Genomic DNA, 14,320 nt, shown 5'->3' on the forward strand with positions numbered 1-14,320 from the left:
CCTACTCCCCGTCGGCGGCGGGCGCCGCCGCGGCGTCGCCGTCCTTCTCGCCCGCGGCCGCGGCGCCGTCGGCGGCGGCCTCGAGCGGGTAGCCGAACTCGTCCTTCTCGACGGCGAGGGTGGGCGGAACCTCCTCGAGGGCGCGCGAGATGCGCTCGGCCTCGTCGGTGGTGGTGTCGATGCGGAAGTCCAGCTCGGGGGTCACGCGCCACCCGAGCGAGCGCCCGAGCAGCGAGCGGATGCGGCCCTTGGCGCGCGCGAGCGCGGCGCTGACCTCGTCGTAGCGCGCCGAGTCGCAGCTCACGTAGGCGCGCAGGTAGGACTTGTCGACCGAGACCTCGACGCCCGTGACGGTCACGAGCGCCAGGTCGGGGTCCGAGACCTCGAAGAGCAGGATGCTCGCGAGCTTGACGCGCGCCTGCTCGTTGGTCCGCCTGGAGTGCTGGTTCTGCTTCATCTCTGCCTATCCGTTCGTGTCCTGAGCGTGCCCCGCGCGCCTACTCCGTGCGCGCGACCTGGTCGATGCGGAAGCCCTCGATCTGGTCGCCGGGGTGGACGTCCTGGAAGTTCTCGAGGCCGATGCCGCACTCGAAGCCCGCCTTGACGCTCTTGACGTCGTCCTTGTAGCGGCGCAGCGACGCGATCCTGCCCTCGTAGACGACGATGCCGTCGCGCACGAGGCGCACCTGGTCGTCGCGGGAGATCTCGCCCTCCTGGACCATGCAGCCCGCGGCGATGCCGACCTTGGGCACCTTGAAGGTGTCGCGGACCTCGGCCGTGCCCGTCTGGACCTCGACCTCGGTGGGCTTGAGCATGCCGATGCGGGCGGCGTCGATGTCCTCGATCGCCTTGTAGATGACGCTGTAGGTGCGGATCTCGACGCCGTCGCGCTCGGCCGCGGCGCGGGCCTTGGCCTCCGGGCGCACGCCGAAGCCGATGATGATGGCGTTGGAGGCGTCCGCGAGGACGACGTCGGTCTCGGTGATGGCGCCCACTGCGGAGTGGATCGTGTTGATGCGCACCTCGGACTGGTCCATCTTGTTGAGGGAGTCCTGGAGCGCCTCGATCGAGCCCTGGACGTCGGCCTTGATGATGAGGTTGAGCTCCTTGACCTCGGCGTCGGCCATGGTGTCGAAGAGGTTCTCGAGCGTGACGTGCTTGACGCGGTTCTGCTCCTCGATGCGCGCCTTGAGCGCTCGCTGGTCGGCGAGGTCGCGGGCGTCGCGCTCGTCCTGGAAGACGCGGAACTCGTCGCCGGGCGACGGCACGCTCTGCAGGCCGAGGATCTCGACGGCGTCGGAGGGCCCGGCCTCGGTGACGTTGTTGCCCTTGGGGTCGAGCATCGCGCGCACGCGGCCGTAGGAGAGGCCCGCCACGAGCGCGTCGCCGATGCGCAGCGTGCCGCGCGTCACGAGCACGGTGGCAACCGAGCCGCGGCCGCGGTCGAGCTTGGCCTCGAGGACGTTGCCGGAGGCGAAGGTGTCCGGGTTGGCCTTGAGCTCGAGGACGTCGGCCTGGAGAAGGACGGTGTCGAGCAGCTCGTCGATGCCGATCTTCTTCTTTGCGGAGATGTTGACGAACATGTTCTGCCCGCCCCACTCCTCGGGGATGATGCCGTACTCGGTGAGCTCCTGGCGCACCTTGTCGGGGTTGGCGCCCGGCTTGTCGATCTTGTTGACGGCAACGATGATCGGCACGCCCGCCGCCTTCGCGTGGTTGATGGACTCCACGGTCTGGGGCATGACGCCGTCGTCGGCCGCCACGATCAGGATGACGATGTCGGTCACCTTGGCGCCGCGGGCGCGCATGGCGGTGAAGGTCTCGTGGCCCGGGGTGTCGATGAAGGTGATCTTGCGGTCGCCAACCATGACCTGCGAGGCGCCGATCGCCTGCGTGATGCCGCCGGCCTCGCCCTCGGCGACGCCGGTGTGGCGGATGGCGTCGAGCAGCGAGGTCTTGCCGTGGTCGACGTGGCCCATGACCGTGACCACCGGCGGGCGGCCCTTGAGGGTGGCCGGGTCGTCGTAGAAGGTGAAGGAGTTCTCCTCCTCCTTGGTCATGACCTTGACGTCGCGCCCGAGGTCGTCGGCGACGAGCTCGATGAGCTCGTCGGACATCGACTCGGTGAGCGTGAGCGGGGTGCCCAGGAGGAAGAGGCGCTTGATGATGTCGTTTGCCGGCACGCCGAGCAGCTCGGCGAGCTCGCCGACCGTGGAGCCCTGCGGCACCTTCACGGTGTCGAGCTGGGAGAGGTCCTGGTCGTTGGCGAGCGCCTCCTCGATGCGGTGCTCCATCGCCGCCTCGGCGGCCTGCTTCTGGCGGCGCTCCTTGCGGCGCTTGCGGCGGCCGGTGGACTCGCGCGACGCCTCCTCGACGGCCACGCGGGCCTCCTCGAGGACGCGGCTGCGGTTGTAGGCCTCGGCCTCGCGCGCCATGCGGCTGTAGCGGTCCTCGCCGCCCTCGCCGCCGCGACGCCCCTTCTTGCCGCGACGACGCCCGTCACCGTCGCCGGCGCCCTGCGGGGCGGGCGACGAGGGCGCGGGCCTTGCGGCGCTGCTCGGCGGCGATGCGCTCCTGCTCCGCCTTCTCGGCGGCGATGCGCGCCTCCTCGGCCTTGGCCTGCTCCTCGGCGCGGCGCGCGGGGGCCTCGGGGCGGCGGCCGCGGCCGTGGCTCTCGGCCTTCTTCTGGGCGGCCTCCTCGGCCTGGCGCTTGAGCACCTCCTCCTGCTGCGCGATCTGGTCGAGCAGCGACGAGAAGGACGGGATGGACTTGGGCGCGTTGTCGCGCACGCGGTTCCTCTCCGCCTCCTCGCGGGCCTTGCGCTCGGCCTCTGCCTTGGCCTCCTCGCGGGCCTTGCGCTCGGCCTCGGCCGCGGCGCGGCGGCGCTCCTCCTCGGCGCGCTCGCGCTCGCGGCGCTGCTCGGCGGCGATGCGCTCCTGCTCCGCCTTCTCGGCGGCGATGCGCGCCTCCTCGGCCTTGGCCTGCTCCTCGGCGCGGCGCGCGGCCTCGATCTCGGCGGCGCGGGCCTCGAGGATGGGCTTGAGCTTCTTGCGAACCATGGAGACGTAGGCGTCCTCGAGGGTCGAGGACGCGGACTTGGCCGGAATCTTCATGTCCTGGAGGTGCCCGAGCATCTCCTTGCTGGACATTCCGTATTCCTTAGCGAGGTCATGAACGCGCGTCTTTGCCATGTGACCTACCTTCCCTGCGGCGGGCGCGGGGCCCGCGAAATCTCATGCTTGCTTGCCCCGTGCGACCTAGATGAGGGAGTCGGGGTCGGAGGAGACCTCGACGTCTGCCATCTGCTCGTGGACGCCGCAGAAGCGAGAGCCCGGGCGGGCCATGTTGCGGCACTGGATGCCGTTGTCGCCCACGTACTCGCAGCGGTGCGACTCGCCGTCGTCGGCGAGGTCGTCCTCGGCGACGACATGGGAGAGGTCGCGCAGGACGCCAGCGGCGAGCGACTCGTTCTTGATGTCGATGTGCAGGCCCGTGAGGCGCGCGGCCAGGCGCGCGTTCTGGCCCTCCTTGCCGATGGCGAGGGAGAGCTGGTCGTCGGGCACGATGACGGTGGCGTAGCTGTTCTCGTCGTCGATGATGACGCGCGAGACGCGGGCCGGGGAGAGCGCCGCGGCGACGCGACGGGCCGGGTCGTCGCTCCACAGGACCACGTCGACGCGCTCGCCGCGCAGCTCGGAGACGACGGTGCGCACGCGGCTGCCCTTGGGGCCGACGCAGGCGCCCACCGGGTCGAGGTGCGAGTCGTTGGAGGAGACGGCGACCTTGGAGCGGACGCCGGGCTCGCGGGCGATGCTCCTGACCTCGACGATCCCGTCATAGACCTCGGGGACCTCGAGCTCGAAGAGACGGCGCAGCAGGTCGGGGTGGGTGCGCGACACCACGATGGGCGGGCGCTGGCGCTCGCCGCGCACGGCGGGCTGGGTGGCGTTGGGGTCGCGAACGTCGATGATGATGGCGCGGATGCGCTGGTTGTGGCTGTAGCGCTCGCCGGCGGGGCGCTCGTTGCGCTCCTCGGGGAAGCGGCGCTGGTCGAAGTGAGGCAGCTCCGCCTCGACGCCCTCGCGGATCTTGATGATCGTGAAGTCGGGCGTGGTCTGGAGCACCGTGCCGGTGATGATGTCGCCCACGCGCTGCGAGAACTCCTCGTAGATCTGGACGCGCGCAGCGTTGCGCACGATGGCCTTGATCTCGGCCTTGGCGTGCTGCGCGGCGATGCGGCTCGTGTCGGGCGGGGTCACGTCGACCTCGTCGAACTCGGAGTACTCCCCGGTCTCGGGGTCCTCCTCGCCGCGCGGGACGAGCTCGTAGACGTAGACGCGACCGGTCTGGCGGTCGATGGTGACGCGCGCGCCGAAGGGCAGGTGCAGCACGTCCGTGTAGCTCTTGGCGAGCGACTGCTCGAGGCGGTCGATCAGGTAGAGCTGGTCGATGTGCTTCTCCTGGCAGAGGAGCTCGAGGGCTTCCATCATCTCAGAGGCCATGGTTATCCTTTCCCGCTTACCTAGACGCGCCCGACGCGGAGAAGTCGGGCTTGATCGTGCACTTCCTGATGTCTTCGAGGGCGAGCTCGACGCGCTGCCCGTCGCACTCGAGGGCAACCGTCTCGCCGCCGGCCTCGCCCTCGATGCCGAGGAGGGTCCCCGTGAAGCGGCGGCGCCCCTCGCCCGGGGTCAGCGAGACCTGGACGACCTGACCCGCGAATCGCGCGAAGTCGCGCGGCTTGCGCAGCGGGCGGGCCATGCCCGGGGAGGACACCTCGAGCGTGAAGCTCGAGGGGATGGGGTCGAGCTCGTCGAGGACGTCGGAGATCCACCCGGTCTCGACCGTCACCTCGTCGAGCGAGATCGTGGGCGCGTCCTCGTCCGCGTGGTCGATGCGAACGCGGACGCACGGCGCCTTGCTCGCGCCGACCACCTCGACGTCCACGACGTCGATGCCGCGCTCGGCGGCGCGGGGCTCCAGCGCGTCGATGATCTCCCGCTCAAGGCCTTGCTTGGGCATGAACCCTCCTCACCTCTCCTCACCTGCATACAGAAAGGAAGCGGGGCGAGAAGATCCACCCCACTTCCTACGATTACAGCTTCGAATACGCTGGTATTTTACGGTGAATCGGGGCGTGCGTCAACTAAGCCTCCACGAGATGGCCACAAGCGCGTCGGCGAGCGGACGGGGCGGCGAGGCGACGGGGCCCGCCGCCCGCCGGGGCGCCATCGCCGACCGCGCGACCGTCGGCCTATACTTGACCCCATGTCACGCGAACTGGGGGTCATCATGGCTGAGAACACACCGAGCTACGTGATGTACGCCGACCTCAAGCGGTTTGGGCGAGTCTCCAACTACGAGGCGGCGCGCCTGCTGCTCTCGGGCGAGTGCCGGGACGGCGAGCGCCTCTCCCCGCGGGACCGCATCGAGGACCGCACCTTCCTGTCGCGTCGCGTCGTCAACGCCGCCCCCGGCGAGCTGCCGCCCGACTTCTTCGAGGACGCGGGGCGCGCCGCTCAGTCGCTCGTCTCGCTCATGCTCTCGCGTCGCCCCCAGGGGGCGGAGAGCCGCGCCGCCATCGAGCGGCACTACGCCGGGGAGGCGCCCGAGGCGATGTGCCGGGCGCTCAGGGACCACGGCATCGACGCGAACGTCTACCGGAACCTCGTCGCGCGCGTCAGCGCGCGCGAAGACCTCGCCGGGGCGCAGCGGACGGCCCTGCTGCTCACGCTCTTCCTCGTGATGGGCTGCCGGAGCGACCCTGGCGAGGCCGTCGCGCGCACGGAGGACTTCGTGAGCCGGAACCTGCTGAGCGGGGCCCGGACCGCGGAGACCTCGCCCGGGGGGCGGGGCCAAGACGACCGCGCGGCGAGCGGCGCCGGGGGGACCGGGCTCGGGCTCATGCGCCTGTTCCCCGACGGGTCGCTGCGCGCCGTGGTCTACCGGCTCTCCGAGGCGGAGGGCGGCACCGTCGTCGGGTCGCTCGCGTGCGAGCCGGGCTCGATCACGGACGTCGACGCCGACGTCTCGCGCCGCCACCTGCGCATCGTGTGCGAGAACGGCCGCTGGTACGCCGAGGGACTCGGCTCGACCAACGGGACGGCGATCCTGGCGCCGGGCTCCGATACGCCCGAGCCGCTCGAGGAGCCCCGGTCGCGTCGCGCCGACGGCGTGGCTCCCGCCCGGAGGCGCATCCGCCACGGCGACGTCCTGCTGCTCGGCGCGACCACGCGCTTCCTCGTGGTCCGCCTCGCGCCCGAAGGCGCGTAGCGGCACCCAAGGGGCGCCACCGTCCCGCCCCTCGCTCGACTTTTTGCGCAAATTTCTTGCCCCGAGTCGCGATAACCTGAAAAGACGGGAATACGGAGGGGGGCACCATGACCGCCGAGAGCAGCTCCTCGCGAAGGCTGGTCGAGCTCACGTCGTTCGTCGCCGCCGCGCCCGCGCGGCCGGGCGGGGACGGACCGGAGCGGCGCTTCCCCCGCCTGCTCGCCGACGACGGCGCGTCTGTGCGCACGGGCGCCACGAGCACCGTCTCCCGGGTCGAGAACGCCGCCGGGGAGGCCTTTGCCCTCAAGGTGCTGCGCCCCGCGCGCGAGGGGGCGAGCCCCGCCCTCATGGCCGCCCGCGAGGACGCCTTCTACGAGGAGTACCGCAACCAGCTCGTGGTCTCGGGCCTGCACGGATTCCCCGAGGTCTTCGGCTTCGGGCGCGCGGGCGGTCGGCCCGCCATCCTCATGGAGTGGGTCGAGTGCGCGTCGCTTCACCAGGTGGAGCGCGACGCCGGCGTCCCGTGGGACGGCGGGCGCGTCGCGCGCCTGGGGGCCGCCGTCGCCGCGATCCTCGACAGCACCTCCGCGCTCGACCGCGGGTTCGTCCATCGCGACCTCTCGCCCAGGAACATCGTCCTGCGCACCTCCTCGACGAGCGTGACCGACCAGCTCGAGACCGGCGAGTTCGACGTGTGCCTCGTGGACATGGGGAGCTCCGTCGCCCTGAGCGACGCGGACGGGTCGTTCACGATGCTCGCCGACGTGTGGCGCAACGGCACGCCCGACTACGCGCCGCCCGAGATGCTCACGCGCGACGTGACCGGCATCGACGAGCTGCGCCACTCCCCCGCCGTCGACGTCTACGCGCTCTGCAGCGTGCTCTACGAGCTCTACGCCGGCTTCGCCCCGTTCCGGGTGTCCGAGCACCCGGAGGCCTCCCCCTACCGGCTCAAGATGGACACGTCCCCCGCCCCGCTGCGCGCCCGCTCCTCCCGCGACGAGGGGCTCTGCGCAATCGTCATGGCGGGCCTCGCGCGCGACCCCGAGGGGCGCCCGACGGTCGCGAGCCTGCGCGCGGCGCTCGAGGCATGGGTCTCGGGCGACGCCGGGGCTGAGGCCCTTCTCGCCCCCTTCGGCGGGACGCCCCCCGAGGGCGCCGAGAACGGGGCGAGCGGCGAGAAGGACGGCGCGTCCGGCGACGCCCCCGGGAAGAGGCGCGCCGTGAGCCGTCGCGCGCTCCTCGCCGGCGCGGGGGCCGTTGCCGCGGTCGGCGTCGTCGCGGCGGCGACGGGGGGCTTCGGGCTCGTCGGGTCGGGCTCGCGGAGGTTTCCCGACCTGACCTGGGACGACCTCGCCGAGGTCTCGGCCGAGATCGCCGACGCGGGGGGCGAGGAGGCCGCGATCGAGGTGGCCCGGCGCCACGGCATCTGCGACGAGGACGGCCTCATCGACCGCTCGCTCGTAAAGCCGCTCATGGTCGCGGGCGCCGAGCTCGCGGCCCAGGTGGCGGGCATCGCCCACGACGTGCGCGCCGACGGCTCCCTCATCGGGCTCACCTTCCTGCTCACGAGCGTGATGCCCGAGCAGCGCGCGATGGCAGACGAGGCGTACCAGGGCGGGTGGGAGACCTCGGGCATGCGCTCGTGGATGGCCGGGGACCTCCTCGACCAGCTTCCCGAGGAGCTGGCCCGCAACCTCGTGGCCGCGGCCAAGCTCACCAACAACGTCGGCCCCGCCCAGGACGCGGGAGACGTCACGGTCACGGAGGACCTGCTGTGGCTGCCCTCGTACTGCGAGCTGGTGGGCGCGCGCGACCGGACCTCGTTCAGCGAGAACTACCAGTACCTCGCCGACGTCCTCAACGCGGAGGGGTCACAGTACAAGCTCTTCCGCGACCAGGGGCTGCTCGCGCGCGGGGACTACGAGCCGCTCGTCCGCGAGCGCAGGGGCGTCGCGGACTACTGGTGGCTGCGCTCGGCGAGCCCGGACGTCTCGCTCAGCGAGGGCATGGCGTACTTCAACCGCACGGCGCCCAACGGAGACCCGTTCCACTACGCCACCGCGTGCACCGACGCCTCCGGCGTGCTGTTCGGGTTCTGCGTGTAGGGACTCGGCGTCCCGTCGCGAGGGCGCCGCGCGCACAACGAGGGCATTGGCACGGCGAGAAACGCGCAGCCTGGGGCTCTTATCGCCAGTGCCATCAAACGGGCCACCCTGGCAGACGACGATCTGCCAGGGTGGCCCGATTCGTGGCGACCCCCGCCAAGGGGGCCTGGCCCGCGACGTCCTCCCGGGCGCGCGGGACGAGGGCTACCTACACGGCAACAATGTTCACCAGGCGGCCGCGGATCACGATGACCTTCTTGATCTCTTTGCCGGCGAGCTGCTCCGCCACGGCAGCCTTGGCAGCGGCCTCGAGCTCCTCGTCGGAGGCATCCGCCGCAACGGTCACGCGGCCGCGCACCTTGCCCTTGATCTGGACGGCGATCTCGACCTCGTCGGCCTTGGCGGCCGCCTCGTCGAACTCGGGCCAGGCGGCGTCGTAGACCGAGCCGTCCTGGTGCAGCGCCTCGTGCCAGAGCTCCTCGGCCCAGTGCGGGCAGATCGGCGCGAGCATGGTCACGATCGCGTGCGCCACGGCGAAGCAGAGCGCGGCGTCGCGCCTCTCGACCGGCACGTCGTTCACGTACTTCGACGCGGCGTTGGTGATCTCCATGACCGCGGAGATGGCGGTATTGAACTGGCCGCGGTCGAAGTCGGCGGTGCACTTGAGGCCCATGCCGTTGAGCGTGCGCCACAGCTCCTTGCCCGCCTTGTCGAGCGAGGCGGCGCTCACGGAGCCGGCCGCGGCGCCCTGGGAGAGCAGCCAGACCACGCGCCAGGCGCGCTTGATGAAGCGGTTGGCGCCGGCGACGGCCTCCTCGTCCCAGTTGAAGTCCTTCTCGGGCGGGGCGATGAAGAGGATGGCGAGGCGCATGGTGTCCGCACCGAAGGGCTCGATGACGCTCGAGGGCGGCACGACGTTGCCCTTGGACTTGGACATGGTGTCGCCGTTCGCGTCCTTGACCATGCCCTGGCACAGCAGGTTCTCGAACGGCTCGTCGCAGTCGATCATGCCGAGGTCGCGCAGGACCTTGGTGAAGAAGCGGCTGTAGAGCAGGTGCAGGATGGCGTGCTCGATGCCGCCGATGTAGTTGTCCACCGGCATCCAGCGGTCCACGGCCTCCTTGGAGAAGGGCAGCTCCTCGTTGTGGGGGTCGCAGTAGCGCAGGTAGTACCAGCTCGAGCACGTGAAGGTGTCCATCGTGTCCGTGATGCGCCTGGCCGGCCTGCCGCACTTCGGGCAGGTGGTCTCGTAGAACGGCGCGTACTCGGCGAGCGTCTCGCCGGCGCCGAGGTCGAGGTTCTCGGGCAGCGTGACGGGCAGGTCCTCGTAGGGCACCGGCACGTCGCCGCAGCAGTCGCAGTGGATCATCGGGATGGGGTTGCCCCAGTAGCGCTGGCGGCTGATGAGCCAGTCGCGCAGGCGGAACTGCACCGTCTTGCGGCCGAGGCCCTGCTCGCCGAGCCACTCGATGATGGCGTCGACGGCCTCGGAGTGCTTGCCGCCCTTCATGCCGGTGAACTGCCCGGACTGCACGAGGTAGCCCTCGGCCTCCATGGCGTGGTCCCAGTCGACGGAGGTCACGACGAGCTCGCGCTCGTCCTTCAGGCGCTCGTAGAGCGGGTCGTCCTTCTCGCAGATGATCGGCGCGATCTCCAGGCCGTACTTCCTGGCGAAGTCGAAGTCGCGCTGGTCGCCGCAGGGCACGCCCATGACAGCGCCGGTGCCGTAGTCCATGAGGACGTAGTCGGCGACCCAGATCGGGGCCGGGCGGCCGTTGACCGGGTTGATGACGTAGCGTCCGGTGAAGAAGCCGTGCTTCTCGCGCTCGGAGCCCTGGCGGTCGACCGAGGAGACCTTCTCCGCGGCGGCCTTGAGCTCGAGGAAGGCGGCCTCGTGCTCGGTGCCGGCGACGAGCTCGGCGGCGAGGGGGCTCTCGGGCGGCAGCAGGAAGAAGCTCACGCCGAAGAGCGTGTCAGGGCGCGTGGTGAAGACGGTGATCTTGGTGTCCGTGGGCGTCACGCCGTCGACGTCGGCCAGGGCGAAGTCGATCTCGGCGCCCTCGGAGCGGCCGATCCAGTTGGCCTGCATCGCTCGGACGCGCTCGGGCCACTTGCCCTCGAGGAGCTTGAGGTCGTCGAGCAGCTCCTGCGCGTAGTCGGTGATCTTGAAGTACCACTGGGAGAGCGGGCGCTTCTCGGGGATCGAGCCGCAGCGCCAGCACTTGCCGTCGACGACCTGCTCGTTGGCGAGCACGGTCTGGCAGCCGGGGCACCAGTTGACCGGCGAGGTGTCGCGGTACACCAGGCCCTTCTCCCACATCTTGAGGAAGATCCACTGGCCCCACTTGTAGTACTCGGGGTCGCAGGTGTTGAACATGCGGTCGTAGTCGTAGGAGAAGCCCATGCGGCGCATGGTCTTGACGGCCTGCTCGATGTTCTTGTGCGTCCAGACGCCGGCCTGGGTGTTGTGCTTGATGGCGGCGTTCTCGGCGGGCAGGCCGAAGGCGTCGAAGCCCATGGGGTGCAGCACGTCGAAGCCGCGCATGCGGGCCTGGCGGGCCATGGCGTCGCCGATCGTGTAGTTGCGCGCGTGGCCCATGTGCAGGTCGCCCGAGGGGTACGGGAACATCTCGAGCACGTACTTCTTGGGCTTGTCGGGGCTCTCCTCGGTCTTGTAGAGCTCCTCGGCGTCCCAGGCCGCCTGCCACTTGGTCTCGATGGCCTCGGCGTCGTAGGCCGGGACCTCGAAGTCGGTCTTCTTAGCGTCGTCGCACATCTGCGCTGCTCCTTCGTTGCGGTACTCCAACCGTGTCATTGTAGCAGCACGAGCGCAAGCGGCGAGAAGAACCTGGCGCCTCCCACGATGCCCCGAGTCCCGCGCACGGTTTGTGGCGGCTGAGCGTGCGTTTGGCTCGGGCCATGGGGCGCCTGCCGCGATACTCCGAGCCTCGCGCACGGTTTGTGGCGGCTGAGCGTGCGCCGGGCTCGGGCCAGCGCGGAAGCGCGAGGTCGCGAACGAGAAGCGGCCCCGACGCCGCAGGGGCGTCAGGGCCGCGAGCCGACCGTTCTTCTCGCCCGGCGAGGTGCCTAGCGGTAGCTCACCGAGTGCTGGGAGTCCTTGACCACGACGTCGTGCGCGCCGCCCTCGACGATGGAGGTGGAGCTCACGAGCGTGAGGCGAGCCTTCTCCTGCAGCTCCTTGATGGTCTTGGCGCCGCAGTTGCACATCGTGGACTTGATCTTGTAGAGCGTGTTGCGCACGCCCTCCTTGAGCGAGCCGGCGTACGGCACGTAGGAGTCGACGCCCTCGACGAAGCCGAGCTTGGAGGCGCCGCCCTGGTCGTAGCGCTGCCAGTTGCGGGCGCGCGCGGAGCCCTCGCCCCAGTACTCCTTCATGTACTGGCCGTTGACGTTGACGCGCTCGGTGGGAGACTCGTCGAAGCGGGCGAAGTAGCGGCCGAGCATCATGAAGTCGGCGCCCATGGCCAGCGCGAGCGTCATGTGGTAGTCGTAGACGATGCCGCCGTCGGAGCACACGGGCACGTAGACGCCGGTCTCCTCGAAGTACTTGTCGCGCGCGCGGCACACGTCGATGACCGCGGAGGCCTGGCCGCGGCCGATGCCCTTGGTCTCGCGCGTGATGCAGATCGAGCCGCCGCCGATGCCGACCTTCACAAAGTCCGCGCCGCAGTCCGCGAGGAAGCGGAAGCCGTCCTCGTCGACCACGTTGCCGGCGCCCACGCGCACGGTGTCGCCGTAGTTGGCGCGGATCCACTCGATGGTGCGCTTCTGCCACTCGGAGAAGCCCTCGGAGGAGTCGATGCACAGCACGTCGGCGCCGGCCTCCACGAGCAGCGGCACGCGCTCGGCGTAGTCGCGGGTGTTGATGCCCGCGCCCACCATGTAGCGCTTGTTGGCGTCGAGCAGCTCGTCGGGGTTGGACTTGTGCTGGTCGTAGTCCTTGCGGAAGACGATGCCCATGAGGTGGTCGTTCTCGTCGACGACGGGCAGGGCGTTGAGCTTGTGCTCCCAGATCACGTCGTTGGCGCTCTTGAGCGTGATGTCCTTGTCGCCCACGATGAGCTTCTCGCGCGGGGTCATGAACTCGGCGACCTTCTTCTGGTGGTCGTCACGCGTGGGGCGGTAGTCGCGGCTGGTCACGATGCCGAGGAGCTTGCCGCGCGGGGTGCCGTCGTCGGTGACGGGCATGGTCGAGTGGCCGGTCCTGGCCTTGAGGTCCATGACCTGCTCCATGGTCATCTCGGGCGTGAGCGTGGAGTCGGACTGCACGAAGCCGGCCTTGAAGTCCTTGACGGCCTTGACCATGGCGGCCTCGGACTCGGGCGTCTGGTTGCCGTAGATGAAGGCCATGCCGCCCTCCATGGCCAGCGCCACGCCCATGTCAACGCCGGAGACCGACTGCATGATCGCGGAGACCATCGGAATGTTGAGGCTGATGGCCGGCTCCTCGCCGCGGCGGAACTTCACGAGCGGGGTCTTGAGGGACACGTTGGCGGGGATGTTCTCCGCCGAGGAGTACCCCGGAACGAGCAGGTACTCGGAAAAGGTGTGGGACTCCCCCTCGAAGAACGTTGCCATGTGTCGTGGCTCCTCTCCCCGCGCACGGCGGAAACAACCCCGTAACTAAATTTGAGTCATTGTAGCATCCGCTCACGGGTTTTTCAGTGACCGTTTGCCGAGAAGTACCAGCTCACGATAAGGACACGACGAGAGGCGGCGAAGAGGGACGCTCCAGCGCGGGGCGGCACAGAGGCCGACCTGTGTCACTATTTCCGAGGTCTGGGTATTGGGCAGGCTCTATCGTCTCCTTGCGGCCACATTTGGCTGGCTCCCATCAGGGCGTTCCTCCCGAAGGCCGGATGGGACTGGATTCTATGGCTGTCTGGGCACCCAGACCTCGCAAAAAGTGACACAGTCGCCCGCTATTGCATCCCCGGCTGACGTCCTCGCTCGACGAGATATTCTAGAGACGTTTCACCGCGAGTCTCGATGAGAGGGGGTCCCGTGGACGGTGCGCGCGTTGCCGCGGCAGTACGGCAGATCATGGACGAGACGGGCAGGCGCGAGCCGCGGGCAGGGCGCCACGTCCTCATGCTCGCGTGGTTTGAGGACGAGCTGGACGGGCTGCCGCCCAACCCCGGAGACTTCGACATCATCTCGGCGAGCGTGCCGCTCCCCAAGATCGTCGGGGAGCGCGAGGAGGCGGATGACTGCCGGAAGGTGGTTCTCGCCCTCTACTTTAGGACCAAGCGGTTCGTGCAGAGCCTCATGCCCATCGCGGACGAGGGGTCACCGCTCTTTCGCATGCTCACCGCCACCGTCACGAAGAGCCACCCCGTGCGCCGCGTCAGCACGCCCGACCCCGACAGCGAGCTCATGTCCGACCTCTTTGCCGCCGCGGCGGTGACGTACGCGGAGCGGCGCGACGGCTGGGAGCAGGTAGTCGAGGCGCTCGGCGTCGCCATCACGGCCCTGGTCTCCCCCGTCGTCCCCGAGGAGGGGACCAGAAGCGCCGACGAGGTGCTCGCCGTGATCTTGCAGGACATCGCCGCGAGCCCGGAGAGCGCGAGCCTCGCGGACCTGGCGCGGCGCTACTCCTACAGCACCACCTACCTCTCCGAGCTCATCCACGAGCGCTGCGGCATGACGTTCACCGAGCTCGTGACCAGGCAGCGCATGGAGCGCGCGGCGATGCTGCTGCGCGCGACGAGCCTTCCGGTGCGCGAGGTGGCCCGCCAGGTGGGCTACGCCGGGACGAGCAACTTCTACCGCGCGTTCCGGGCGCAGTACGGGTGCGGGCCGGCCGAGTGGCGGAACGCGGACAGCCGACGGGAATAGATCGGCCGACCGCGCACACCCCCGGTTTTTCAGGGAGCTTGGGCCCTGAAAAGCGGGGGTGTGCGCGGTCGGCTGAGGC

10 protein-coding genes are annotated in these 14,320 nt (G+C 69.9%); 3 read left to right on the forward strand and 7 right to left on the reverse strand.

From position 1 onward, the window contains the following. Window position 1 precedes the first annotated feature (1 nt). From rbfA to BQ7106_RS03160, 5 genes are all read right to left on the reverse strand, one after another. Window positions 2-457, reverse strand: coding sequence for a 30S ribosome-binding factor RbfA (gene rbfA / locus BQ7106_RS03145; protein WP_072371135.1), 456 nt, complete (start codon window positions 455-457; stop codon window positions 2-4). 40 nt (window positions 458-497) lie between these two features. Further along, entirely contained in the window at window positions 498-2,435 is a 1,938-nt protein-coding gene (gene infB, locus BQ7106_RS03150) for a translation initiation factor IF-2 (protein WP_129583773.1), read from the reverse strand. 64 nt (window positions 2,436-2,499) lie between these two features. Beyond that, the gene (locus BQ7106_RS11250; protein ID WP_240307417.1) at window positions 2,500-3,150 is read right to left on the reverse strand and encodes a hypothetical protein; all 651 of its coding nucleotides are present in this window, start codon (window positions 3,148-3,150) and stop codon (window positions 2,500-2,502) included. Between the two features lie 108 nt (window positions 3,151-3,258). Further along, entirely contained in the window at window positions 3,259-4,503 is a 1,245-nt protein-coding gene (gene nusA / locus BQ7106_RS03155; RefSeq protein WP_072371137.1) for a transcription termination factor NusA, read from the reverse strand. A gap of 16 nt (window positions 4,504-4,519) precedes the next feature. Continuing rightward, entirely contained in the window at window positions 4,520-5,023 is a 504-nt protein-coding gene (locus tag BQ7106_RS03160) for a ribosome maturation factor RimP (RefSeq protein ID WP_072371140.1), read from the reverse strand. 270 nt (window positions 5,024-5,293) lie between these two features. On the opposite strand from BQ7106_RS03160, the gene BQ7106_RS03165 reads away from it, so the two are divergent. Then, complete coding sequence (locus BQ7106_RS03165) at window positions 5,294-6,274, forward strand: FHA domain-containing protein (protein WP_159431258.1); 981 nt, start codon at window positions 5,294-5,296, stop codon at window positions 6,272-6,274. Between the two features lie 107 nt (window positions 6,275-6,381). Next, complete coding sequence (locus BQ7106_RS03170) at window positions 6,382-8,382, forward strand: protein kinase domain-containing protein (RefSeq protein ID WP_072371146.1); 2,001 nt, start codon at window positions 6,382-6,384, stop codon at window positions 8,380-8,382. A gap of 208 nt (window positions 8,383-8,590) precedes the next feature. On the opposite strand, the gene leuS is transcribed toward BQ7106_RS03170, so the two are convergent. Both leuS and BQ7106_RS03180 read right to left on the reverse strand, forming a co-directional pair. After that, on the reverse strand, window positions 8,591-11,158 hold the full coding sequence (gene leuS / locus BQ7106_RS03175; protein WP_072371149.1) for a leucine--tRNA ligase: 2,568 nt from the start codon (window positions 11,156-11,158) through the stop codon (window positions 8,591-8,593). Window positions 11,159-11,469: 311 nt separating this feature from the next. Beyond that, window positions 11,470-12,981: an IMP dehydrogenase gene (locus BQ7106_RS03180; RefSeq protein WP_072371152.1), complete on the reverse strand. Its 1,512-nt coding sequence runs from the start codon at window positions 12,979-12,981 to the stop codon at window positions 11,470-11,472. Between the two features lie 426 nt (window positions 12,982-13,407). Between BQ7106_RS03180 and BQ7106_RS03185 the strand changes: the two genes are divergently transcribed. Beyond that, window positions 13,408-14,241 (forward strand): helix-turn-helix transcriptional regulator, encoded by an 834-nt coding sequence (locus tag BQ7106_RS03185; RefSeq protein WP_072371155.1) that lies wholly within the window; start codon window positions 13,408-13,410, stop codon window positions 14,239-14,241. The last annotated feature ends 79 nt before the right edge of the window (window positions 14,242-14,320 follow it).

The organism is Thermophilibacter mediterraneus, assembly GCF_900119385.1.
Taxonomy (GTDB): Bacteria; Actinomycetota; Coriobacteriia; order Coriobacteriales; family Atopobiaceae; genus Thermophilibacter; species Thermophilibacter mediterraneus.

Coding starts and splice junctions, on each gene's coding strand:
- BQ7106_RS03165 (WP_159431258.1), top strand. CDS start 5,294: ATGGCTGAGAACACACCGAGCTACGTGATGTACGCCGACCTCAAGCGG.
- leuS (WP_072371149.1), bottom strand. CDS start 11,158: ATGTGCGACGACGCTAAGAAGACCGACTTCGAGGTCCCGGCCTACGAC.
- BQ7106_RS03170 (WP_072371146.1), top strand. CDS start 6,382: ATGACCGCCGAGAGCAGCTCCTCGCGAAGGCTGGTCGAGCTCACGTCG.
- BQ7106_RS03160 (WP_072371140.1), bottom strand. CDS start 5,023: ATGCCCAAGCAAGGCCTTGAGCGGGAGATCATCGACGCGCTGGAGCCC.
- BQ7106_RS03180 (WP_072371152.1), bottom strand. CDS start 12,981: ATGGCAACGTTCTTCGAGGGGGAGTCCCACACCTTTTCCGAGTACCTG.
- nusA (WP_072371137.1), bottom strand. CDS start 4,503: ATGGCCTCTGAGATGATGGAAGCCCTCGAGCTCCTCTGCCAGGAGAAG.
- BQ7106_RS11250 (WP_240307417.1), bottom strand. CDS start 3,150: ATGTCCAGCAAGGAGATGCTCGGGCACCTCCAGGACATGAAGATTCCG.
- infB (WP_129583773.1), bottom strand. CDS start 2,435: ATGGCGCGCGAGGCCGAGGCCTACAACCGCAGCCGCGTCCTCGAGGAG.
- rbfA (WP_072371135.1), bottom strand. CDS start 457: ATGAAGCAGAACCAGCACTCCAGGCGGACCAACGAGCAGGCGCGCGTC.